Raw genomic sequence first — 22,543 nt, 5'->3', positions numbered from 1 at the left:
AGGCTTCCTGCGAGAGACGGGAACAGTATGCGCCAAGCTCGGGAGGTGTTGATAAGTTTTTGGCGGAAAAAATATAACAACCAGTCAGGGCAACGGGTTAGCGAGAACCGGGCAAAAAACTTATCCACGTTTTGGCTCTTCCACGCCCTTGAGGCTCCGTCTCCCTTCTCTCTGACACGTTGAACACCCGCCGCGAATTCCTCCAAGTCAAATTGACCAAGCGAGGGATCAGGGCGTTGCTCCGGGGCCGACTTTTGCTTTCGGTCAACCCAGGTCGAGCACGATCTTACCGATATGGTCGCCCTGCTCCATGCGCTCATGTGCGCGCCAAGCCTCGTGCAGCGGATAGAGCATGTCCATCACCGGCTGAACCTTCCGGTCGGCAAGCAGCGGCCAGACCTTCTCCTGCAGTTCAGCGGCGAGGCCGGCCTTGAATTCGACCGGCCGGGCGCGCAACGTCGACCCGGTGTGCACGAGCCGCTTTACCATCAGTTGCGAGAAATCCGCCTCCGCGGTTCGTCCGTGCAGAAAGGCGATCTGCACGACGCGGCCCTCGATTGCGGCCGCAGCGTAATTGCGCGTGATGTAGTCGCCTCCGACCATATCCAGAATCACGTTCACGCCCTCGCCGTCGGTCGCCTCGCGCGCCGCTTCGACAAAATCCTCCTCGCGGTAATTGACCACCCGGTCGGCGCCGAGTCTTCCGCAAGCCGCGCATTTCGCGGCGCTGCCGGCGGTGGCGATGACCTTCGCACCGAACGCCTTCGCGAGCTGGATCGCGGTGGTGCCGATTCCCGACGTGCCGCCATGGACGAGCAGGCTTTCTCCCGGCTTGAGCCCCCCGCGCTGGAAGACGTTGTGCCAGACGGTGAAGTAGGTTTCCGGAATTGCAGCGGCTTCCGCGAAGGTGAACCCGGTAGGGATCGGCAGCGCGTTGCTCTCGTGAACGCAGACATATTCGGCATACCCGCCCCCCGGCACCAGCGCGCAAACCGCGTCGCCTTCGGCAAATCGCGTCGCGCCGCCGCCCGTCCCCTCAACCGTCCCCGACACTTCGAGACCGGGGATGTCGGACGCACCCGAAGGCGGCGGATAGTTTCCGGTCCGTTGCAACACGTCCGGCCGGTTGACCCCCGCACACTTCACCTTGACGAGAATCTCGCCCTCGCCCGGCGCGGGCCTGTCGCGTTCGGTCAGTTGCAGGACGCGCGGCCCGCCGGGTTCGCTGATTTCGACTGCCTGCATCTTGCTCATGCGTGATCCTGCCCGGTTCGACTTTTCTTGTCCGCGGGCGAACTGTAGGATTGCGACCATGGCGCGGCAAGCAGGAGGCCACGATGGACGAAGACCTTCCGGTCGAAAAGCCCGTTTACCGCATCGGGCAGGATGCCTCGCTCATGTCGGCGGAGGAATTGCAGGAGACGATCGACATCCTGAGGGCCGACATTGCCCGGCTCGAGCGCGAAATCGAGCGAAAATCGGCAAGCCGCAACGCAGCGGAGGCTTTCTTCAAGGCGTGAGTTTCGGTGGTCGGACGAAATTGTTGCATTTCGGAACGAGGGCTTAACGCGTCATTAAGCTTTACAGGTGTTTACTCTTCTCGTCCGGATTGTTCCGGACTCATCCAGAGCGACATCGTTGCTTTGTTTGACGCCTCCCTGTTTAACTCCTGAGAGCCGCTTCGCGTGGCTCTTTTTTTTGCCTTGCGGTTCAGCCGGGGACGGAGACGCGACCGCCGTTAACCCTGCATTAAGCATGTTGTTGCGCTGAGCTGTGAACAGCCGCAATATGGCGGTGTGCGAAGACGCCACCGCACATACACCAGTCACAATAAGTGGCGCGTCGAGTCAGGGTAGCGGGTATGTCGAAATTGCTGGAGCGATCCAACACAATCAATTTTATCGAACGCAAGGCTTCGTCGGCGGCGTTCAAGAAACTCTACGCTGACGGCATGGGGCTGGTGGAGGAGACCGCCGCCTATCTTGACGGCGACGGCAGGACCGCGGCCAAGCAGCTGGGCCGCGTAGCCGCCACGCTCTACGCCGCCGAATCCATGCGCCTGACGACCCGCCTCATGCAGATCGCATCATGGCTGCTGCTGCAGCGCGCGCTGAACTCCGGCGAGATGAGCCGCGAGCAGATGATGTCGGAAAAGCAGAAGATCCGGCTCGACACCTCATCGGCGAAGGCCGACGTCGTCGGCTGGAATGAATTACCCGACCCCTTCAAGTTGCTGGTGACGCGCTCGCTGCGCCTGCAGACCTATGTCCACCGGCTCGACCGGGATCTCTTCAGTGAGGACGAGACGGTCGACGAGGAATACGCGTCCGACGAAAACCCTGTCGGCTCGCAGCTCGAACTTCTGCGCACGGCGTTCGCGCACCGTTAGAGCGAAGCGATCAACAAAAAAGCCCGGACGAGACATCCGGGCTTTTTTATTTTCGCGAAGAACATCGGATCAGACGCCGAGACCTTCGTAACGCTTTTTGAACTTGGAGACGCGGCCGCCGCGATCGACCAGGTTCTGCTGGCCGCCGGTCCAAGCCGGGTGAGACTTGGAGTCGATATCGAGGTTGAGCGTGTCGCCCTCCGATCCCCAAGTCGAATAGGTCGTGTATTCGGTGCCATCGGTCATGACGACCTTGATCATGTGATAATCGGGGTGGATATCAGCCTTCATGTTCCTGTCCTGCCTTGCGCAAGGAATGGCTGGCGCCGCGCCGCCATCCCTGTTCCTGAAACCAGTAAAGCCGCAGACCCGTCGTCCACGGCTTCCAAAAATGATGGCGAGCCTATACATCACCCAGGGCTGAAGCTCAAGAGCACCACAAGAGACAATGAACACCACCACAAAAGACGATGGCGCCGGGAAAAAACGCAAGAACCTGCGGCCGCTCGCGCGCATGTTCCCCTATCTCCTGCGTTACAAGGGGCTCGTCAGCGGAGCTGCCGTCTTTCTGGTGCTCGCAGCGGCGACGACGCTGACGCTTCCGACCGCCGTTCGCCGGATGATCGATTACGGTTTCAACGACGACAACACCGCGCTGATCAACGATTATTTCGGAATGCTGGTGGTGATCGCCGCCGTTCTCGCACTGGCCAGTTCCATGCGCTACTATTTCGTCATCACGCTGGGAGAGCGTGTCGTGTCCGACATCAGGCGCGACGTCTTCGCCCATGTCATGACCCTGTCATCCTCCTTCTACGACACCGCGATGTCCGGCGAGATCGTCTCGCGGCTGACGGCCGACACCACGCAGATCAAGTCCGCAGTGGGAGCGACTGCCTCGCTAGCGCTGCGCAACACCATCCTCGGCCTCGGCGCGATGATGATGATGATCTTCACCAGCCCGTCGCTTTCGGCCATCGTCATCGCCGCCATCCCGATCATCGTCCTTCCGCTGGTCTGGTTCGGCCGCCGGGTCCGGACCCGCTCCCGCGCCGCGCAAGACATGCTTGCCGACGCCACCGCCTATGCCAGCGAGGCGATCGGCTCGGTGCGCAGTTTCCAGGTGTTCACCAACGAGGCGCTCGCAACGTCGCGGTTTGCCCGCGCGGTCGAACGGGCTTTTGACGCGGCGCGCACGTCGGTGAAGGCGCGCTCGGCGCTGACCGCGTTCGCCATCTTCATGGTCTTCTCGAGCGTGGTCGCGGTGCTGTGGATCGGGGCGCAGAATGTTCTCGCGGGCACTATGTCGCCGGGCACGCTCGGCCAGTTCCTGCTTTACGCGGTTTTCGCAGCGGGTGCGCTCGCCGCGCTGTCGGAGGTCTGGGGCGAACTGCAGCAGGCCGCCGGCGCCGCCGAGCGGCTGTCGGAACTGCTGTCCGAGACCCCGGCGATCCAGTCTCCCGCCGATCCGATCGCCATGCCCATCCCCGCCGAAGGCGCGGTGGCTTTCGACCAGGTATCGTTTTCCTATCCGACGCGGCCTGAGGAAAGTGCGGTAACGGGCCTCGACTTTGAGATCGCGCCGGGCGAAACGCTTGCGGTGGTCGGGCCGTCCGGCGCGGGAAAGAGCACGCTTTTCGCGTTGCTGCTGCGGCAATACGACCCGAACGAAGGCACCGTGCGCATCGATGGCGTGGACCTGCGCGAGGCCTTGCTCGACGAGGCGCGCGCCCGTTTCGCGATCGTACCGCAGGACGTGACGATCTTCTCTGGCACGGCGGCCGACAACATCGCCTTCGCCAAGCCCGGCGCATCGCGCGAAGCGGTGATCGAGGCGGCGAAGGCGGCGCAGGCGCACGACTTCATCTCGGCGCTGCCGGACGGCTACGACACCGAGGTCGGCGAACGCGGCGTCACGCTCTCCGGAGGTCAGCGCCAGCGCGTGGCCATCGCCCGCGCCATCCTGCGGGACGCACCGATCCTGTTGCTCGACGAGGCGACGTCAGCCCTCGACGCCGAGAGCGAGAAACTCGTGCAGATGGCGCTGGAGCGGCTGATGGAAGGCCGCACGACCATCGTCATCGCGCACCGCCTCGCAACCATCCTGAAATCCGACCGCATCCTCGTCATGCAACACGGCCGGATCGTCGAGGAAGGCACCCACCAGTCGCTCTCCGGGATGGCGGACGGCGTCTATTCGCGGCTGGCGAAATTGCAGTTTGACGCGGGCATCGAGGAACTTGCCGGCGCCGCCGAATAGGCACCTATCTCTCTGTGAGCTTCAGTTCTATGCGGCGGTTCCGCCCGCGCGCCTCGTCGGTGTCGGCGGTGTCGAGCGGCTGGAACTCGCCGAAGCCAGCGGCAACAAGCCGTCCCGGCGGCACACCCTCCCGGATCAGGAACTTGACGACCGACGTGGCGCGCGCCGACGACAATTCCCAGTTGTCGGCGTAGCGCCCTGTGCCCGACAGCGGAATGTTGTCCGTGTGGCCGTCGACGCGAAGCACCCAGTTGATCTCTTCGGGAATCTCGCGTTGCAGGTCGATGATGGCGTCGGCGAGCTTCGCCATTTCGGCGGCGCCTGCGGGATTGAGTTCCGACGAACCGGAATTGAACAAAACTTCGGACTGAAAGACGAAGCGGTCACCGACGATGCGGATGTTTTCCCGGTCAGAAAGAATTTCCCGCAAACGCCCGAAGAAGTCCGAACGGTAGCGGTTCAACTCCTGCACGCGCTGCGCGAGCGCGACATTCAGGCGCTTGCCGAGATCAGCGATCTTGGCATTGGATTCGCGATCGCGCGCTTCCGAGACCTCCAGCGCGTCCTCAAGCGCGCCGATCTGCCTGCGCAGAGCCGCGATCTGCTGGTTCAGAAGCTCTATCTGGCTGAGCGCGCGCTGGCTGATCTGGCGCTCCTCGTCAAGACTTTCCGAAAGCGTTCCGATCCGCTGCTGCGCGGCCTCGCTGACGCCGCTGCCGGCCGCGAGCAGGCTTTCCAGCCGGGAACGCTCATCCTCGGCGCTGGAGAGCGAGGCGCGCAGGCTGACAAGTTCGTCCTCGACATCCTGCCGGTTTGACTGTTCAAGCGCCAACAATTGCGTCAATTCGTTGATCTGCGAGTTCAGGCGATTGAGAACGGCGTCCTTGCCGGTAATCTCCTGACTAAGCAGGAACTGCGCCAGCACGAACACCGACAGCAGGAACATGATGGCGAGCAGCAGCGTCGAGAGCGCGTCGACGAAGCCGGGCCAATAGTCGACCCGCCCGTCACGGCGCCGGTTTCGCGCGAGAGCCACGGTTAGCCCTTCCCGTCATTCTTCTCGATGGCTGCGGTCAGCTTGTCGAGCGTGTCGCGGATCGCTTTCTGGTCTCTCGCCTGGGATTCGACCCAGTCGCGCATCATCTGCTGCTCGTTGCGCATGTTGCGCACCAGACCCTGGATGCCCTCGGCGAGATTGGCCATGGCGGCAGTCGCGCGCTGGCCGCCGCCCGACCCGCTCTGCATGGTCTTCAGCGTCTCGGCGACAGTCTTCATGTCTTGGCCCCCGTCCAGCGATCCGGCGGCGGTGGCCAGTCCCGAATTCACGTCGGTGACGGACGCAAGCCAGTTTTCCAGCTCGGTATAGAAGCGGTTCTGCGCGCGCCCGGCCTGCAGATCGAGAAAACCGAGGACGAGCGAGCCGGACAGGCCGAACAGCGACGACGAGAACGCCGTCCCCATGCCCTCGAGCGGCGAAGATAGCCCGGCCTTCAGCGTGTCGAGAATGTCGTTGGCATCGCCCGATCCCGGATCGAGCGACTGGATCGTCGCACCGATCGATCCGATGGTCTGCAGAAGACCCCAGAACGTGCCCAGCAGACCGAGAAAGACGAGAAGACCGATGAGGTAGCGCGACGTGTCGCGCGATTCGTCGAGCCGTGTGGCGATCGAGTCGAGGATCGAACGCGTTGCCAGGGGGGACAGCGTGTCGGCCTGCTGCCGGCTGAGGAGCGCACGCATCGGCGCGAGCAGGACCGGATCGCGCCGCGCCGCCTTCAGCGTGTCGCCCGAGCGGAAGGTATTGATCCAGCGAACCTCGCGGAACAGACCGATGACCTGCAGGAAAACCAGCACGACCCCAACGGTAAGAACGCCGAGAATCAAGCCGTTGAGACCCGGATTGGTGACAAACGCTGAGGATATCTGACGATACAGTATGGCGGCGACGAAGCCGACAATCACCAGGAAGATGATCATCGACAGAAGAAACACCTGCGGATTGGACAGGCGATAGGGATCGAACCGTCCGCTTCTCTGCTCGTTCGCCGTCTTTTCTTCCGTCTCACCAAACGCCATGCATGTCCTTCCCCAGCGCTCCGCGCTCACATGTCGCCGCGACCTTAACCCCAAGTATGGCAGAAATAAATGAAGCCCGGCCGCCCGTCCCCTGCTCGATTAATCCGTTCCGGACAGCGGCCTTTTGATGGCCGCCAGAAGCGCCTTCTGGACCACCTCGTTGCCCGCGACGATGTCGCCCCGCCCCAGAATGTCGGCTCCGCCGGAGGCATCCGTGGCGAACCCTCCGGCCTCGCGAATCAGCAACATTCCCGCCGCCATATCCCATGGCGACAAGCCGTCCTCCCAGAAGCCGTCAAAACGGCCGGCCGCCACATAGGCCAGATCGAGGGAAGCGGCCCCGCTCCGGCGAACGCCGATCGCCTCGCTCATCACATGGCGCAACTGCACCAGGAACCGGCCGTGATCTCCACGGCCGAGATGCGGCAAACCACAGCCGATGACGCAATCCGTCAGCTTGCGCCGTCCGGCGACGCGCAGCCGGCGGTCGTTGAGATAGGCGCCCCCACCCTTCTCGGCCGTATAGAGCTCGTCCGAAACCGGATTGAACACGACACCCGCGACGATCTGCCCCTGGCGCTCGAGCGCGATCGAGATTGCGAAATGCGGTATGCCGTGCAGGAAGTTGGTGGTGCCATCGAGAGGGTCCACAATCCAGCGGTGCTGATCGTCCTCGCCTGCAATCGCACCGCTTTCCTCGAGCAGGAACCCGTATTTCGGCCGCGCCCGCTGAAGTTCGGTGCGCAGAACCTCCTCCGCGCGGTGATCGGCCTGACTGACGAAATCGCCCGGTCCCTTGACCGACACCTGGAGGTTTTGCACTTCGCCGAAATCCCGCGACAAACCGCGGCCGGCCTTCATCGCGGCCTGGACCATCACGTTGAGAAGTGCGGAGCGCGCCATAAATCTTACCCGTTTCTAGATGTACCGCTGGATGAAACCGGAAGCTTCAGTCGGCGCGGCGCAGATATGCAATCTCATTGGTGTCGACGAGCACCCGCTCGCCTGCCGCGATGAATGGCGGAACGAGAATGCGGACGCCGTTCTCAAGAACGGCAGGCTTGTAGGAAGAAGCCGCCGTCTGGCCCTTGACCACCGGATCGGCTTCCGAGATTTCGAGCACCACCTGATCCGGCAGCGAAATGCCGATCGGACGCTCTTCGTGCAGTTCTACGGTCACCGTCATCCCGTCCTGCAGGAACGCCGCCCGGTCGCCGACGAATTCCTTCTGCAACTCGAGTTGCTCATAGGATTCGGTATCCATGAACACGAGGGCATTGTCCTGCTCGTAGAGAAACTGGAAATCCTTCTGCTCGAGGCGGACCTTTTCCACCGTCTCGCTCGACCGGAACCGCTCGTTCAGCTTGGTGCCGTCGATCAGGTTCTTGAGTTCGACCTGGTTGAACGCGCCACCCTTGCCGGGCTTGACCGCGTTGCATTTGACCGCGACCCAAAGGCCGCCATTGTGCTCGACCACATTTCCGGGCCGGATTTCGTTTCCATTGATTTTCATGCTTGATCACCGATGCGTGCGCCCGCCAAGGGGCGATGAGATTGGCGGTTCAAGACCACAAATGCGGTAATCTTTCAAGCGTTGCAGTTCGACAGGCCTCTCGGCGAACCGATGGACACCGGCCCGTCCGGCCGTTGCGTGATTTACCGCAATGCGTTGGCGCGCTCGATCGCGGCGCGCTGCTCCCTGGCCGTCAACCCCTCCCAGAAATCGTCCAGCGCCCTGTCCCGGAGCCCGGCACGGCGCGAGACGACGTACCATGCAGCGGCCTCCGCCTCATCCGGCTCAACCCCGAGACCGCCCCAATAGAGGCGGGCGACCTTGGCCTGGGCGGCCACGTTGCCGCCGCGTGCGGCGCGAATGGTCCACGCGAAGGCCCGCTTGAGATCGCGATCTCCCCCAATGCCCTTCAGATACCACTCACCGAGTTCGATTTGCGCCGTGTCAAAGTTTTGCCGCGCTGCCTTAATCAGCCATTCGCGGGCCTTTTCGAGATCGCGCTCTATTTCGCCCGGCCCGGACGAAAGATATTGGCTGACGGCATATTGCGCGTCGGGAATCCCCTTTCGGGCAGCCCGGAGGAAATAAGGATAGGCTTCGGCGATCCGGTCGCTGCCACGGCGCTCGCTGACCAGCATCTGCGCATAGTTGAATTCGGCGTTTCCGTTTCCGGCGTCCGCCGCCGCCTTCATCAGTTCGCGAGCGCGAGCGGTCTGGTCGTCGTCCGCACCCTTGCGGTTGAGGATAAGGGCATATTGCAACTGCGCTTCCGGAACGCCTTGCTCCGCCGCTTTCTTGTACCACTGCGTTGCCGCGGCGGGATCGCGCGCCACGCCGAGCCCTCGCGAATAGATCTCCGCAAGCAGGGTCTGCGCAGCGGCGTCACCCTCCTCCGCGCGCGGCAGAGCAAGATTTCGGGCAGTCAGGTAGAGACCGCGCTGGAACGCGCCAAACGCTTCGTCGGCGGGCCGTACGCCGAACCGCGAAGGCGCAACCGTCATCGGATCGGGTTCGCCTTCGGACTCCGGTTCGGGTTTTTCGCGGACCATTTCGGATATGTCCGGATCTCCCGGTGCGGCAAACGCTGAACTGGTGGCGGCGAATGCGCACATGAAAGTCGCCAGCAGAACCGCGGCCGGGATCAGCCTGTCGCCTGCCCCGCCGCGCATCACGCTTCCTCCGCAAGGGGGTGCTTTTCGAGAACATCGTTGGCGGCGGCCACCGCGGCGCCCGCACCGCGCACATCCTCGAAGATTGCCCGTGAGAGCGCGACGAACTCGACGCCCGTCCCCGCTGCCTGGCCGAGCGTCGCGAGATCCGCGCCGCCCATCACCACGCCCGGAATCTCCACGATCGCAGACCACCACTCGGCGAGGGCGAGATTTTTGCGATACGGTTCGGGATGGGTGTCCTGTCCGAACCGCCCGAAGAGCAGGTAGTCCGGACGGGCCTCGCCGATTTCGAGCGCGCGGTGGCGGGTATCGCCTGCGCTCGCGCCGACAATGTGCCTGCCGGCAGATTTTTCAACGGCTTCGGCGACTTCGGCCGGACCGCCGCTCAAATGAATGCCATCGGCGCCGACCCGTCCGAATGCGCGGGTATCCTCGGCGACGATTGCGGCAGCTCCAGCATCCTGCGCGATGGGCACGCAGGCCTCGAGTTGGCGCTGGAAGGCGGCGTCGTCCAGATCGTAAGCGGGCAGAATCACCGAGGCCACGTCGCCCCCCGACAGCGCATCCTTCAACGCGGCGCCGAGATCGGCCCCGGCGAGTCCTTTGGGCACCACCAGCACCAGGCGGCAGCGATCGGTAACCGAATGTGTCATATCCACGTACTATGGGTCGCAGCGTCAGCCTTCAACCGCAAATTCGACCGCTTTGGGGCAGCCAGCACGGCGGCAGCGCGCTTTCACTCGCACGGCGATTGGGATAAGCGGACTGATCCAAACGGAACTCCCGCCCGATGCCGCTCATAACCGACCCCGTGTTCTACGCGCTGGCCGTTCCGGCCGTGATCTTCGTCGGCATGTCGAAAGGCGGCTTCGGCGGCGCGATGGCCCTGCTGGGCGTGCCGATGATGGCGCTCGTGGTCTCGCCGGTCGCCGCGGCGGCAATCATGCTGCCGATCCTGATCGTGATGGACATGGTCGGGCTGTGGACGTGGCGCGGCCATTTCGACCGGCAAACGCTGAAGATCATGCTGCCGGCGGGAGTATTGGGCATCGGTATCGGCTGGCTGACAGCAGCCTGGGTGACAGCGGACCATGTCCGGCTTCTTGTCGGCATCGTCGCGTTGGCCTTCGTCGCCGATTACGTGCGCCGACGGATGAAGTCGTCTCCGACGACGGCAAGTCCGCACAATCCGGTCAAGGGCGGATTTTGGGGAACCATTGCCGGATTCACCAGCTTCGTTTCTCACGCAGGCGGGCCACCCTACCAGTTCTACACGCTCCCGCTGGGACAGGATCCGAAGCTCTTCACCGGAACGTCGGTGGTTTTCTTCGCCGTCATCAACGCGGTCAAGCTGATCCCGTATTTCGCGCTTGGACAGTTCGATGCCACCAACCTCGGCACGTCGGCGGTTCTGATGCCGATCGCGCCCCTGGCGACGATCGCAGGCGCCTGGCTGGTCAAGCGGATGAACAGCGCCATCTTCTATCCGTTCATGTATGCGATGGTCATGTTCGTCGGCATCAAGCTGGTCTATGACGGCCTGGCAGCCATTATGCCCTAATAACAGCCCAGCTTGACGCAACGTAAGTAATAGCTTACGAAGAACAATGTCCGGAGCCGACCCGTTTCACGCCATCGCCGACCCGCACCGGCGCACGATGCTGGAAGCGATGCGGCGTTCGCCGTCAACGGTGGGCCAATTGGCGGAGATCCTACCGGTGTCGCGGCCCGCCGTCTCGCAGCACATGAAAATATTGCTCGATGCCGGGCTCGTTTCCGCGAAAGCGGAAGGAACCCGGCGGATCTACAGTGTGAACGACGCAGCCTTCCTGCCGCTCAACATCTGGCTGGACCAGTTCTGGAGCGGAGACTGAGGTCCCGAGTCTAATGTCCGAAGAGCGGTACCTGTCAGTGGCGCGTTTCGACCTTGATACGTTCGATTTCTTCCTTGAGGCGCAGTTTTTCGCGTTTCAACTGCATAAGCTCGACTTGATCGGGCATGGGCCTGGTAAGGATTTGCGAGATTTGGGACTCCAGATCACCATGTTTGCGCACGAGGGTTTCAAGGTGAGCTTCAATTGACATAGAGATGCCTCCTTTCGCAATGTCCGGCGGGATCGGCCGGACTTGCCATGCTGGCACGAAAAGCGGTTTCTGTCGAATGCCCATCTGTGGAAATGGCGCAAGAAGTGTTGCAAAGATAGACCAACTAGCGGCGCATGGGGAAAGGCGGCGCCGACGGCAACGGAGGCGCGGAAAGGACGGGGCATGTCTGAACAGGACCAGGCGGATTTGCGGCTGGCTTTTGCGCGACTGAAGCAGGAGCATGCCGACTACGATGCGGCGATCGACGCGATGACGAAGGCCGGGTGCAGCCCCTTGCAGATTCAGCGGATGAAGAAGAAGAAGCTGGCGATCAAGGACAAGCTACAGGACATTGAGGACCAGATCATCCCGGACATCATCGCCTGAAGCGGAGAAGACCCAGGTCGAAGACATGCCAGCAGACGTCGCCATCATCATGGGCAGCCAATCGGACTGGCCCACAATGCGCTTTGCCGCTGAGATTCTCGACGAGCTGGGGGTCAGCCACGAGGCCAGGATCGTTTCCGCGCACCGCACGCCGGACCGCATGGTCGAGTTCGCGAAATCCGCCAAACAGGCGGGGTTCAAGGTGATCATTGCGGGCGCGGGCGGCGCGGCGCATCTTCCCGGCATGACCGCCTCGATGACCCCGCTTCCGGTATTGGGCGTGCCTGTCCAGTCAAAGGCGCTCTCCGGCGAGGACTCCCTGTTGTCGATCGTGCAGATGCCGGCCGGCATTCCGGTCGGAACACTTGCGATCGGCAACGCCGGCGCGACCAATGCGGGGCTGATGGCGGCGGCTATTCTCGCCCTTCAGGATGAGGCGCTCGCGGCACGGCTCGACGCCTGGCGGGAAGGCCGCACAGCATCCGTGGCCGAAAAACCCGAAGACACGGAAACCGCGGCAAAATGACACTTGCTCGCGGCGCGACCATCGGCATTGTCGGCGGCGGACAGCTCGGACGCATGCTCGCCATCGCGGCTGCCCGGCTTGGATTTCGGACATGCGTGCTCGATCCGGCGGAAAATTGCCCGGCGGCGCAGACCTGCAACGAGCACATCGCGGCTGCCTACGACGACATGACCGCACTTGCCCAACTGGCGCGCCGATGCGACGCGATCACCTACGAATTCGAGAACATCGCCCTCGGGGCGGCCCGCTGGCTCGAGAAAAATGCAGTCCTGCGGCCCGGCGCGACCGCCCTGGAGACGGCGCAGGACCGGCTGATCGAGAAAACGTTTCTCAACGCCAACGGAATACCGACCGTCGGCTTTCGCGATGTCGCCGATGCGGCATCGCTTGCGGACGCTCTCGCCGCGTTCGGCGGGCGCGGCATCCTGAAGACGCGGCGTCTCGGCTACGACGGCAAGGGGCAGATCCGCTTCCGCGGCGCCGCCGGCGATCCGAGCCCCGAAGAAGCGCTGGGCGAGATCGGCCATGCGCCCGCGATCCTCGAGGCGTTCGCCCCTTTCGAAGGCGAGATTTCCGTGATCGTGACACGCGGCGGGGACGGCACGACCGTGTGCTACGAACCGGCGCGCAACGTCCATGCAGAGGGCATCCTCTCGACATCGACGGTGCCCGCCGGCATCGCAGAACCTGTCGGGGAGCAAGCCGTTCGCACAGCGGCGAAACTTGCGGATGCGCTCTCCTATGTCGGCACGCTGGGGCTTGAACTCTTCGTCATGGCGGACGGCACCCTGCGCGCCAACGAGTTCGCCCCGCGCGTCCACAATTCGGGCCACTGGACGGAAGCGGCCTGCGCGGTTTCCCAGTTCGAGCAGCACATCCGCGCCGTGGCCGGATGGCCGCTTGGCGCCCCTGACCGCCATAGCGACTGTGTGATGGAAAATCTGATCGGGGACGATATCGGCCGGATGCCGGAGCTTGCCCGGGCGCCGAACGTGGTTCTGCATGACTACGGCAAGGCGGAAAGCCGCCCGGGCAGGAAAATGGGGCATTTCACGCGGCTGCGTCCACGCCTCGGTTGACATTTGCCGGGGTTCTCGGTTATCCACCGCCAATCTGGTTTCGCGCGCCTTCCGGCGCGTTTTTGTTTGAGCCCCCAAGGGCCGCATAGGCTGAAAGATGAAGATCAAGAACTCGCTCAAGTCGCTGAAAGAGCGCGACCGCAACAACCGGCTCGTTCGCCGCAAGGGCCGTGTTTACGTGATCAACAAGCAGAACCCGCGTTACAAGGCGCGTCAGGGCTGATCGCGGCGACGCGGACATGCGTCGCGATTTCACACAAAATTGCGTTTGACGTTTGCGTGGCGGGAAATACCTTACCCGCATGCGAACGTATTTTTGCATCCTTGCGCTTGGCGCAACCTTGTTGACGGCAAGCGCGTATGCGCAGGGCCTCGACGAACTCGAGCCTGAAGAGGCGCTTCCCGTTCCAGAAGAAAATCTGACCGCGCCGCCGCCGGTCTCCGACGACGTGCCGACAGCAGCCGCTCCAGAGCAAAGCCGCCTCGACGAGTTGTTCGCCCGGCTCAAGCGTGCGCGCGATCCCCGTCATGCAAAGACCATCGCGGACGGCATCTGGGCCCAATGGTTCCGCTCCGGCAGTGCGACTGTCGACTTGATGATGGGCTGGGCGAATACGGCCTACGACGAGAAGAAATACAATGTGGCGCTCGACTTCCTGGATCAGGTCGTGACGCGCGCGCCCGGATTTGCCGAGGGATGGAATCGCCGGGCGACGCTTCACTATTCGATGGACAATTTCGCCAAGTCGATGACCGATATCCAGAAGACCCTCGAACTGGAGCCACGCCACTTCGGCGCGCTGGCCGGCATGGCAACCATTCTCGAACGCGTCGGCCGCAAGGAGGCTGCGCTCCGGGCCTGGGAGCGCGCATTGGCCGTCTATCCGGCGATGGAATCGGCGCAGCGCGCCGTCATCCGTCTCACCGACGAACTTGCCGCCGAACCCGCCTGATCACCTCCGCTCCTCTCCCTGCCATCGAAAAGCTGGCCGGCAAGCCGCGCGATCTGCAGGAAATGGCGCGCGAGCTGGAGAAACGTCTGGTCGGCGACCGTTTTGGTCCGTTCGAACGCTGGCTGAGGTAGCGTCGGCACCGGCCGCGGGATCAGATTCCCGACATTCCGTCCGAGCCGATATAGGCGATCCGGAGCATGTTGGTTGCACCGGGGGTGCGCAATGGCACGCCTGCCGTGATGATCACACGGTCGCCCGGCCTGGCGAACTCCTCACGAAACGCGATCCGGCAGGCGCGGTCCACCATGTCGTCGAGATCGCTCGCATCGTCCGTCACGACGCAGTGAAGTCCCCAGACCAGAGCCAGCCGGCGCGCGGTCTCGATGACCGGCGAAAGCGCGATGACCGGCGTCGAAGGCCGTTCGCGCGAGGCGCGCAGCCCGGTCGTGCCGGATGCGGTGTAGCAGACTATTGCCGAGAGTTTCAGGGTTTGCGCGATCTGGCGCGCGGCGGCGGATATGGCATCCGAGCCCGTGGCCTCGGCTTCCGGACGCTGGGCGTTGATGATGCCCGGATAGTTCATGTCCCTTTCGACCTTTTCGGCGATGCGCGACATGGTGGCGACCGCCTCGACAGGATAATCGCCCGCGGCGGATTCGGCAGACAGCATCACCGCGTCCGCACCCTCGAACACGGCAGTCGCGACATCCGACACCTCGGCGCGGGTGGGCACCGGCGCAGTGATCATTGATTCGAGCATCTGGGTCGCGACGACCACCGGCTTGCCTGCCCGCCGGGCCGCACGGGTGATCTGCTTCTGAATACCTGGAACGGCTTCCAGCGGCACCTCTACTCCGAGGTCGCCGCGCGCCACCATGATGGCGTCCGACAGTTCGATGATCTCGTCGATGCGTTCAACCGCCTGGGGTTTCTCGATCTTCGACAGGAGCCCGACCCTGCCGCGGGCGATCTTACGCACCTCGGCGAGGTCGTCCGGTCGCTGGATGAACGACAGCGCCACCCAGTCGATCTCCTCCTTGAGAATGGCGTCGAGGTCCTTGCGGTCCTTTTCGGTCAGCGCGCCGACGCCAAGCGTCGTATCGGGGAGGCTCACGCCCTTCCTGGACGAAATCTTCGTGCCGGAGACGACCTTGGTGACGATCGACCTTCCATCGGCCTTCTCGGCAATCAGCGCCAGCCGTCCGTCGTCGATGAGCAGGCGATGGCCAGGTTGGACAGCTTCGAGGATCTCCGGATGCGGAAGATAGACGCGCGTCTTGTCGCCGGGTTTGGCGACGCCGTCGAGAGTGAAGGTCTGTCCGGGCTCGAGTTCGACCGCATCGTCTTCGAAAGCTCCAACGCGCAGCTTCGGGCCCTGCAGATCGCCAAGGATGCCGATCGGTCGCCCCGCCTTTTTCTCGACTGTCCGAATCCGCCTGACAAGATCGCGCATCACGTCGTGGCTGGCATGACTCATATTGATCCGGAACACGTCGGCCCCGGCGTCATAGAGCTTCCGGATCATCTCCTCGGACGACGAGGCCGGTCCGAGCGTGGCCAGAATCTTGACTTTGCGGCCGCGCTTCACTGGCCTTCCCCCTGCGTAATCAACGGCTGCGCCTGTCCGCCGCTCAAGGCCGGATCCGGATCTTCGACAAGCTGCACCATCCAGTTGGACTGGTTGCCGGTGTCGTATTCCCGGAACCCTGCCTTTTGAAAACCCCTTGCGTAACAATCATTCACGCCGGTGATCTTGAACTGCAACTCCGCGATGCACATGCTGATTGGCCCGTCCCACCGGCCCCCGCGCACGCCATCCTCGGCATAAAGATAATAATAACGGGACTCCAACGGTCCCTCGATCAGCGTTTTGCATGTCGATCCCTCGACGGCCCACCAGCCTTCGGTGATCCATCCGGCCCGCGCCCGATAACCAATCGCGACGCCAACGAGATCCTGGGTGGCATTACAGACGCGGAAATCGGCCCGGGCAGAGGGTGTGGCGGCTAGCGATGCCCCGACAAGCATCGCGAACATACACAACACCTGTATACAAATCGATTTATTTTGCTGGATTTTGAGCATTTTCAATGACTGTGGTGTGACGCGGGAGAGATCGGCGCTCCTTCGAGGTTTGTCGCATTGTGTCGCTCGATGTCAATGCAAAGCTACCGCGATCCCGAACTTGATTGGTCGGTGCGACGCTCCCCTGAAGACGGGTCTTTTAAAGACCACATCCCTTGAAGAGTGCGCAAATGATCGCATTATCTGCATCACACACCCAACCGGAGCATTTTATGACCGAAATTCCATCGACCAAGCAGATCGAACTCGAAGCCGCCGCCTTTCGCCGACTCGTTTCGCATCTGCGCGCGCGAACCGATGTCCAGAACATCGATCTGATGAACCTTGCGGGCTTTTGCCGCAATTGTCTTTCCAACTGGTACAAGGACGCCGCAGACGCGGAGGGCATCGACCTGACGAAGGATGAGGCCCGCGAGATCATTTACGGCATGCCGTATTCCGAATGGCGCGAAAAGTATCAAACCGAAGCAACCGAGGCGCAAAAACAGCAGTTCGAACAATCGGCGCCCGACCATCATTGAGCTGTCGCACCAGCCGTGACGCTCTAGGGTCCGGACCCTAGGACGGCTCGACCGGTTCGGCCTGCGGTTCATCCTCCGGCCAGGTGAAATCGTTCGCGCGACCGGGCATGGGCGGTGGCGGAACCCCGTCCTGCACAAGCTTTCGGCGGATCGATTTTGCTTGGAGAGGGTTGTTTCCGGCTTCGCGCTCGCGGCGCGTGATGTCGCCGAGAAGGGCCGCACCGCCATCGAGCTCGGGATCGGTGAGCGGGATCGGGTTTATCCGAACAAGATCCGTCTCCGGTTGCAGCGGCGGCAGCCGCATGGTCGAGAAGCTCTCCGGCGCAAGCGTAGTCAGCAGCGGCGACGCGGCGTCCCCGAGCATCTGCCGGATCTGTCGCTCGACATAGAAGGCCAGCTTGCGTTTCCCGTCCTTGGTGAAATTTATGCCGTCGGACGCCCGCAACCGCACGGTCTGCCCACTGACCCCCGATCCGCTGGCGACGAAGGCGCCATCCTCGTCGACAAAACCGTCCCAGATGTCGACAAACGTGCCGCCAACCGCGGTGGCCGCATCGCGATAGAACTCGTTGAAGGCGAGAATATCGGCCGACATGCTCTTGAAGCGGAATGGCGGGCCGCCGACCCAGACGAGCGGAGTGTTGGTTGCCTGGACGGCAGCCGCAAAGCTGTTGACGCGAGAGATATATTCACGGTCCCACGCCCCGGTGCGAACCTCCTCGCTTCGGCCGCCTACACGCATCGCCTGCCGATCGTTGGAGCCGATCATCACCACGACGACCGCTGGTGAGACCTCCTCGATGATCGCACCGACGGATGCGGGCCAGTCGTAAAAATCATCGCGTACGAAGCCCGACGAGCCATTGGCCCGTGACACGATCCGTACCCCGGCCACGTCGGCGAATGCCTCTTCCAGCCCCTGGGCGAGCCCGCCGGCGATGAAATCGCCGACAACGAGGACAGTCCGGGCGCTATCGAGCTTTTCGACCGTCTCGCTCTCCGCGACCGCCGGCGCCCGCGGCGCGGACGTTGTGACCGTTCGCTTGACGGTACGGTTGCTTCGCCTGGATGTCTTGCGGGTCTTGGTCGTGCGCCGCGTGGCGCGTTTCGGCGCCTTCTTGACCTGCGGCGCGACCTGCTGCTGCTGGTTCCCTTTCAGCAGTTCCAGCAGGGTACGGCGCCGGGGCTGCTGCTGCTGCGCCTGCGCTTCGCCGATGCCGTCGAGCCTGGATGTTTCCGGAGGAAAGCCGGTCAGAAGCAACGCGACCGCCACGGGAACCGCAAAGAGACAGGTACGCAGGCGACTGAATGACAACACGTGGATGGCTCGCTTCGGGAGTCTGGCGGACTATCGCCGCCGCAGGACTTGTAGCAGTTCCATCGATGCGAAACCATCCTGTTCGAGGCCGTAACGGGCCTGATACGACTTGATCGCGGTCCGCGAGGCCGGTCCGATCTTGCCGTCGACCTCGCCGTCATAGAACCCGGCCCGTTTCAGACGGGTCTGCAGTTCCTCGCTTTCCGCGATGCTCAGCTTGGTGAAAGGCCGCGACCAGTCGCGCGCGGGAGGCGCACCGCCGCCAATCTGATCTGCGAGCAGGCCGACGGCGAGCGCATATTTGTCGGCATTGTTGTAGCGTTTGAGAACGAAGAAGTTCTTCACCATCAGGAAGGCCGGGCCGTCGCGTCCCTGCAGGACTTTCAGTTCCGCCGACTGTCCGGGCCGCGGAAACGAACTGCCATTGGTGCGGCGCACGCCAATGCTTTCCCACTGCGAAAGCGACATAGACCCGCCGGGGAACTTCCGGCCCGCAGGCAGCGTCACCTCGTAGCCCCAGGTTTCGCCGGCGCGCCAGCCATTGCGCTTGAGCAGGTTCGCCGCCGTCCACAACGCATCGGGAACCGAATTCCAGATATCCTTGCGCCCGTCGCCGTCGCCGTCCACCGCGAAGGCAAGATAGCTGGTCGGAATGAACTGCGTGTGCCCCATCGCGCCGGCCCATGACCCGACCAGCCCGTTGCGCGATACATCGCCGCGCTGAAGCATCTGCAGCGCGCCGATCAACTGGCCGCGCGCATATTTGGAACGCCTGTCGTCGGCATAGGCCAAGGTCGCCAGCGCCTGCGGCACGTAATGCAACCGGTCGGTGCGCTTGAGGAATTCGCCGTAATCGGACTCCATCGACCAGATGGCGAGAACGATATTGCGGCTAACGCCCGTCTGTCGCTCGATCCGGTCGAGCAGCCGGCCATATTTGCGGAGCATCTGGCGGCCGGTCGCGACCGAGCGCTCATGTACCCGCCCATCAATATACTGCCACGCCTCGTCCCGGAATTCCGGTTGAAACCTCGCCTTTTTCAGCACTTCGCCATCCGGCGCGTTCACACCGGCAAAGGCCTGGTCATAGACCGCTCCCGAGATGCCGTTCTTCGCGGCGGTCGAGCGGAAGTCGCTGATCCAGCGCTGGAACCCGGCGTCCGCATGGGCGACCGATCCTCCGAGCGGAGCGAATGCCGTGGCCGATGCGACGAGTGCTCCGGCAATGTGCCGATGGAATTTGAAGTCTGTCACGGACACCCCCTTTAGGTGCGATATGCATGCTTTAGCTACGATTTGCATGGCGTGGACGATGAAAATCTCACGATACGGCCGGTCCTGTTCTGGTCCGATTCGATGGCGATTTTTCGACAGCCCCCCGCTAGTGTTGCAATCTCAGGCCGACGAACGCGCTCGTGGTGGTAGAACGCTCGAGCGGATCTGAACTGTAGGTCTCTTCGTGCCTGAGGCGCGTGGTTAGGCCGGCGAACCGGTTGAACCAGTAGGTCAGGCCTGTCTGGCCGGCGACTGTGGTTTCGTCGGCCCCGCCCCGGACATCCCGGAAATCTGCGCCGAGCGAAGCTTCCGCCGACAGGTTCGCGCGAATCCGGTGTGTCACTGCCAGATCGCCGGAATAGAGCAGCGCTCCGCTCTCGCCGCCGACGCTGCTCGTCTCGGTGGTCGTCGCCAAGCGCAACGTCACGTCGGTTTCCCGGCGCGGTGACCAATTAACCAGGGCATCGAGGGCGATACCGTCGATATCCTCGAGCAGGGGGTCGGCAACGTCTTCGCGCAGATAACCGATCGCAACTTCACCGTTCAGCTTTTCGCCAAGATCGATCCCGGTTCCCGCCCGCGCCGCATAACGGACAGCATTTCTATCCATGCCGCCGCTGTCCGGCCGCTCGTCCATCCTGCGGATGCCGTAACCGACTTCGACGAAGGGGGAAAACACAGGCGACAATTCGAATCCGGCCCGAAGGCGGCCATCATAGACGGTATTGTCGAGATCATTTTGCGAGATCGACGAACCGTCACTTAGCTCGGCCGCGCCATGAAGGGTGCGTTCTACCGACACGCCGGCCTCTCCGAACAACGATCGGAAGTCCTGCCGGAGCGAAAGCGATCCGTCCAGCGTCTGCGTCGGCGGATCGTTGGTGCCGCTGACGGCGGGCACGAGCGCCGGATCGGTCGCCGCGTAAAATGCCGCCGACTGCGCATCGTCAAGCCGGTAGGCGTACCCAGCCGTTGCCGTCACCGTGGTGCCTTCGCGCACATCGATGCGGGCAACCGCGTCGAGCAGGACCTCCGGCTCGATCTTTCGGTCGCCGTCATCGCTGATGTCGCGTTGCAACCGGCCAAGCGCGTCGACATTCAGCGCGTGCCGGCTCCAGTCCGAATCGAGGTCGAGGCGCAATGCCCCGTCGCCGAGAACGGAAATGCTCGTGGACTCAGCCGCTACGGGGGGCGTTCCGCTCGCAAAGGTCGTCGTCTCGCGCGAGCTGGAGAGGCCGAGGTCGAGCGTTGAGCGCAGGATGAAGGAACCTATGCGGGTTCCCACCGGCGCATAGGGATCGCTCTCCGGCTGCCCTCCACCGCCCTGGACGGAAGGGATAGAGCCGACCGAGCCGACCCGCCCGGGAACGGAGGATATCCTGCCGTCCGACGCTGTGGTTCCATCGCTGCCCGCATTCGGTCGGGCAGCGTTCTCGCCGTCTTCACCGGTGTTCATTTCAAGCGGATCGAATGCGATCCCGTCCCGACCGGCGGCCTCGCCATCGGGGGCCGTCCCGGTGCCCAGCGGACGATATTCGGGCACGCGAATACCGCCCCGATCTCCGGCGTCATCGGGGGCGGAACGGCCACCTGGCTGATTCAGGACATCCTCGGCAACCCGCCCCCGTAGCGTGCCGAATTCCTGCGCAGAGGCGTCCGCCGCCCCCGAAAGCAGGAGCAACGCCAACGCAAGGCACCCCCCCGGGCCGCCTCGCATAATCGCACTGGTTTTCATGGGGCCAATCGGCACGACCCGTCACCTCGTTTTCGTTACCGGAACCTAAATCGCCGTGGTTAACGAAAGCTTAGGAAAGCAGCGCGTTTCCTGTGCAATCGCAGTCGTTTATGTGAAGCCGTGGAGAGCCGGTTCATGGACAAATCCAGCGGACTGGAGTAGCGGTCTGCCATGAGTGAACGTGCACACAAGATCGAGCCGGCCGAGACCGCCATTGCTTCCGCGCTGAATACGCTTTCCATCGAAAGCAAGGGGCTGCAGGCCCTCGCCGAGGCGCTGTCGAACAGCCTCGGCGGGCCTTTCCGGAAAGCTCTCGACGTTATCGGCAACATCAGCGGCAGGGTGATCGTCACCGGCGTCGGCAAGAGCGGGCATATCGGCTCGAAAATCGCCGCGACTTTGGCGTCGACCGGCACACCTGCCTTTTTCGTGCATCCCGCCGAGGCCAATCACGGCGACCTGGGCATGATCGCCCGCGACGACGTAATCATCGCGATGTCATGGTCCGGGGAATCGAGGGAACTGGGCGGCATCGTCCGCTACTCGCGCCGCTTCGAGATCCCTCTCGTGGCGATGACCGCCGGAGGAGAGTCCACCCTCGCCCGCGAAGCAGATATTGTTCTCCTCCTGCCGAAGGCGGAGGAAGCCTGCCCGCATGGGCTGGCGCCAACGACATCCACGCTGATGCAACTGGCGCTGGGCGACGCGCTCGCGGTCGCGCTTCTGGAAATGCGCGGCTTTTCCGCGCTCGATTTTCGCGATTTCCACCCGGGCGGCCAGCTCGGCGCGAGCCTCACCAAGGTCGGCGAGGTCATGCATACCGGCGACCGGGTTCCGCTGATCCGCGCCGGCGCCAGCATGCGCGACGCGATCATGCGGATATCCGAGAAGGGATTTGGTTGCGTCGGCGTCCTGGCAGAGGATGGCCGACTGTGCGGGATCGTGACGGATGGCGACCTTCGCCGTCATATCGACGCCGATCTTCTGGCCATGACGGTCGATCAGGTAATGACGGCAACGCCGAAAACGATCGGCAAGGAGACGCTCGTCGCCTCGGCGCTGACGATCGTCAACGCCTCCGCGATCACCGCCCTGATGGTGGTCGAGAACGGTGTCCCCGTCGGCATCGTTCACCTGCACGACCTGCTAAGGGTCGGCGCGGCCTGACG

26 protein-coding genes are annotated in these 22,543 nt (G+C 63.2%); 12 read left to right on the top strand and 14 right to left on the bottom strand.

Translation table 11 applies throughout. From position 1 onward, the window contains the following. Positions 1 to 264 precede the first annotated feature (264 nt). On the bottom strand, positions 265 to 1,245 hold the full coding sequence (locus LC298_RS17285; protein WP_131571557.1) for an NAD(P)H-quinone oxidoreductase: 981 nt from the start codon (positions 1,243 to 1,245) through the stop codon (positions 265 to 267). A 92-nt stretch (positions 1,246 to 1,337) separates the two neighbouring features. Here LC298_RS17285 and LC298_RS17280 point away from each other — a divergent pair, with 92 nt between their 5' ends. Both LC298_RS17280 and rcdA read left to right on the top strand, forming a co-directional pair. Continuing rightward, complete coding sequence (locus LC298_RS17280) at positions 1,338 to 1,520, top strand: DUF1192 domain-containing protein (RefSeq protein ID WP_131571521.1); 183 nt, start codon at positions 1,338 to 1,340, stop codon at positions 1,518 to 1,520. Between the two features lie 341 nt (positions 1,521 to 1,861). Beyond that, positions 1,862 to 2,389, top strand: coding sequence for a protease adaptor protein RcdA (rcdA, locus tag LC298_RS17275; RefSeq protein WP_131571518.1), 528 nt, complete (start codon positions 1,862 to 1,864; stop codon positions 2,387 to 2,389). 69 nt (positions 2,390 to 2,458) lie between these two features. On the opposite strand, the gene rpmE is transcribed toward rcdA, so the two are convergent. Then, positions 2,459 to 2,680 carry a 50S ribosomal protein L31 gene (rpmE, locus tag LC298_RS17270; protein ID WP_131571515.1) on the bottom strand — a complete coding sequence of 74 codons (222 nt, stop codon included), beginning with the start codon at positions 2,678 to 2,680 and terminating at the stop codon, positions 2,459 to 2,461. 157 nt (positions 2,681 to 2,837) lie between these two features. Between rpmE and LC298_RS17265 the strand changes: the two genes are divergently transcribed. Next, positions 2,838 to 4,649, top strand: coding sequence for an ABC transporter transmembrane domain-containing protein (locus LC298_RS17265; protein ID WP_131571511.1), 1,812 nt, complete (start codon positions 2,838 to 2,840; stop codon positions 4,647 to 4,649). 4 nt (positions 4,650 to 4,653) lie between these two features. On the opposite strand, the gene LC298_RS17260 is transcribed toward LC298_RS17265, so the two are convergent. The 6 genes from LC298_RS17260 to LC298_RS17235 all read right to left on the bottom strand — a co-directional run bounded on the left by LC298_RS17260 (position 4,654) and on the right by LC298_RS17235 (position 10,063). Beyond that, the gene (locus LC298_RS17260) at positions 4,654 to 5,685 is read right to left on the bottom strand and encodes a peptidoglycan -binding protein (protein ID WP_131571508.1); all 1,032 of its coding nucleotides are present in this window, start codon (positions 5,683 to 5,685) and stop codon (positions 4,654 to 4,656) included. A gap of 2 nt (positions 5,686 to 5,687) precedes the next feature. After that, positions 5,688 to 6,725 (bottom strand): flagellar motor protein MotA, encoded by a 1,038-nt coding sequence (locus tag LC298_RS17255; RefSeq protein WP_131571505.1) that lies wholly within the window; start codon positions 6,723 to 6,725, stop codon positions 5,688 to 5,690. A 99-nt stretch (positions 6,726 to 6,824) separates the two neighbouring features. Continuing rightward, positions 6,825 to 7,628, bottom strand: coding sequence for an inositol monophosphatase family protein (locus LC298_RS17250; RefSeq protein ID WP_131571502.1), 804 nt, complete (start codon positions 7,626 to 7,628; stop codon positions 6,825 to 6,827). Positions 7,629 to 7,674: 46 nt separating this feature from the next. Beyond that, positions 7,675 to 8,238 (bottom strand): elongation factor P, encoded by a 564-nt coding sequence (efp, locus tag LC298_RS17245; protein ID WP_131571499.1) that lies wholly within the window; start codon positions 8,236 to 8,238, stop codon positions 7,675 to 7,677. Between the two features lie 143 nt (positions 8,239 to 8,381). Continuing rightward, entirely contained in the window at positions 8,382 to 9,407 is a 1,026-nt protein-coding gene (locus LC298_RS17240; RefSeq protein WP_199223346.1) for a tetratricopeptide repeat protein, read from the bottom strand. Next, positions 9,407 to 10,063: a thiamine phosphate synthase gene (locus LC298_RS17235; protein ID WP_131571496.1), complete on the bottom strand. Its 657-nt coding sequence runs from the start codon at positions 10,061 to 10,063 to the stop codon at positions 9,407 to 9,409. Before LC298_RS17235 ends, LC298_RS17240 begins: the two co-directional genes overlap by 1 nt. 137 nt (positions 10,064 to 10,200) lie before the next feature. Here LC298_RS17235 and LC298_RS17230 point away from each other — a divergent pair, with 137 nt between their 5' ends. Both LC298_RS17230 and LC298_RS17225 read left to right on the top strand, forming a co-directional pair. Continuing rightward, positions 10,201 to 10,971, top strand: a complete 771-nt coding sequence (locus LC298_RS17230; RefSeq protein WP_131571493.1) for a sulfite exporter TauE/SafE family protein — start codon at positions 10,201 to 10,203, stop codon at positions 10,969 to 10,971. Between the two features lie 46 nt (positions 10,972 to 11,017). Beyond that, complete coding sequence (locus tag LC298_RS17225) at positions 11,018 to 11,284, top strand: ArsR/SmtB family transcription factor (protein ID WP_131571489.1); 267 nt, start codon at positions 11,018 to 11,020, stop codon at positions 11,282 to 11,284. Positions 11,285 to 11,318: 34 nt separating this feature from the next. On the opposite strand, the gene LC298_RS17220 is transcribed toward LC298_RS17225, so the two are convergent. Next, complete coding sequence (locus LC298_RS17220) at positions 11,319 to 11,495, bottom strand: YdcH family protein (RefSeq protein ID WP_131571486.1); 177 nt, start codon at positions 11,493 to 11,495, stop codon at positions 11,319 to 11,321. Between the two features lie 183 nt (positions 11,496 to 11,678). On the opposite strand from LC298_RS17220, the gene LC298_RS17215 reads away from it, so the two are divergent. The 5 genes from LC298_RS17215 (at position 11,679) to LC298_RS17195 (ending at position 14,440) form a co-directional block, all read left to right on the top strand. Further along, positions 11,679 to 11,882, top strand: coding sequence for a YdcH family protein (locus LC298_RS17215; RefSeq protein ID WP_131571483.1), 204 nt, complete (start codon positions 11,679 to 11,681; stop codon positions 11,880 to 11,882). A 25-nt stretch (positions 11,883 to 11,907) separates the two neighbouring features. Beyond that, the gene (purE, locus tag LC298_RS17210; RefSeq protein ID WP_131571480.1) at positions 11,908 to 12,408 is read left to right on the top strand and encodes a 5-(carboxyamino)imidazole ribonucleotide mutase; all 501 of its coding nucleotides are present in this window, start codon (positions 11,908 to 11,910) and stop codon (positions 12,406 to 12,408) included. Continuing rightward, complete coding sequence (locus LC298_RS17205; protein ID WP_131571477.1) at positions 12,405 to 13,487, top strand: 5-(carboxyamino)imidazole ribonucleotide synthase; 1,083 nt, start codon at positions 12,405 to 12,407, stop codon at positions 13,485 to 13,487. The genes purE and LC298_RS17205 overlap by 4 nt, the downstream gene beginning before the upstream one ends. Positions 13,488 to 13,584: 97 nt before the next feature. After that, on the top strand, positions 13,585 to 13,710 hold the full coding sequence (ykgO, locus tag LC298_RS17200) for a type B 50S ribosomal protein L36 (RefSeq protein WP_131571474.1): 126 nt from the start codon (positions 13,585 to 13,587) through the stop codon (positions 13,708 to 13,710). Between the two features lie 79 nt (positions 13,711 to 13,789). After that, complete coding sequence (locus tag LC298_RS17195; RefSeq protein WP_131571470.1) at positions 13,790 to 14,440, top strand: tetratricopeptide repeat protein; 651 nt, start codon at positions 13,790 to 13,792, stop codon at positions 14,438 to 14,440. 151 nt (positions 14,441 to 14,591) lie between these two features. Here the strand turns inward: LC298_RS17195 and pyk are convergent, their stop codons facing one another. Continuing rightward, positions 14,592 to 16,028, bottom strand: coding sequence for a pyruvate kinase (gene pyk / locus LC298_RS17190; RefSeq protein WP_131571467.1), 1,437 nt, complete (start codon positions 16,026 to 16,028; stop codon positions 14,592 to 14,594). After that, positions 16,025 to 16,477 carry a DUF1036 domain-containing protein gene (locus tag LC298_RS17185; RefSeq protein WP_223385723.1) on the bottom strand — a complete coding sequence of 151 codons (453 nt, stop codon included), beginning with the start codon at positions 16,475 to 16,477 and terminating at the stop codon, positions 16,025 to 16,027. Before LC298_RS17185 ends, pyk begins: the two co-directional genes overlap by 4 nt. Before the next feature lie 260 nt (positions 16,478 to 16,737). On the opposite strand from LC298_RS17185, the gene LC298_RS17180 reads away from it, so the two are divergent. After that, positions 16,738 to 17,046: a DUF1244 domain-containing protein gene (locus tag LC298_RS17180; RefSeq protein ID WP_131571464.1), complete on the top strand. Its 309-nt coding sequence runs from the start codon at positions 16,738 to 16,740 to the stop codon at positions 17,044 to 17,046. A 37-nt stretch (positions 17,047 to 17,083) separates the two neighbouring features. Here LC298_RS17180 and LC298_RS17175 read toward each other — a convergent pair whose 3' ends face one another. The 3 genes from LC298_RS17175 to LC298_RS17165 all read right to left on the bottom strand — a co-directional run bounded on the left by LC298_RS17175 (position 17,084) and on the right by LC298_RS17165 (position 21,326). Next, complete coding sequence (locus LC298_RS17175) at positions 17,084 to 18,364, bottom strand: SGNH/GDSL hydrolase family protein (protein WP_158284807.1); 1,281 nt, start codon at positions 18,362 to 18,364, stop codon at positions 17,084 to 17,086. A gap of 30 nt (positions 18,365 to 18,394) precedes the next feature. Then, on the bottom strand, positions 18,395 to 19,618 hold the full coding sequence (locus LC298_RS17170; RefSeq protein WP_428977570.1) for a lytic murein transglycosylase: 1,224 nt from the start codon (positions 19,616 to 19,618) through the stop codon (positions 18,395 to 18,397). A gap of 127 nt (positions 19,619 to 19,745) precedes the next feature. Further along, complete coding sequence (locus LC298_RS17165) at positions 19,746 to 21,326, bottom strand: outer membrane beta-barrel protein (RefSeq protein ID WP_158284806.1); 1,581 nt, start codon at positions 21,324 to 21,326, stop codon at positions 19,746 to 19,748. Positions 21,327 to 21,545: 219 nt separating this feature from the next. On the opposite strand from LC298_RS17165, the gene LC298_RS17160 reads away from it, so the two are divergent. Further along, the gene (locus tag LC298_RS17160; protein WP_131571453.1) at positions 21,546 to 22,541 is read left to right on the top strand and encodes a KpsF/GutQ family sugar-phosphate isomerase; all 996 of its coding nucleotides are present in this window, start codon (positions 21,546 to 21,548) and stop codon (positions 22,539 to 22,541) included. Positions 22,542 to 22,543 lie beyond the last annotated feature (2 nt).

This window comes from Oricola cellulosilytica (assembly GCF_019966575.1).
Classification (GTDB): domain Bacteria; phylum Pseudomonadota; class Alphaproteobacteria; order Rhizobiales; family Rhizobiaceae; genus Oricola; species Oricola cellulosilytica.
Note: the sequence above shows the minus strand (reverse complement) of the source record. Positions and strands in the feature narration are given on the sequence as shown.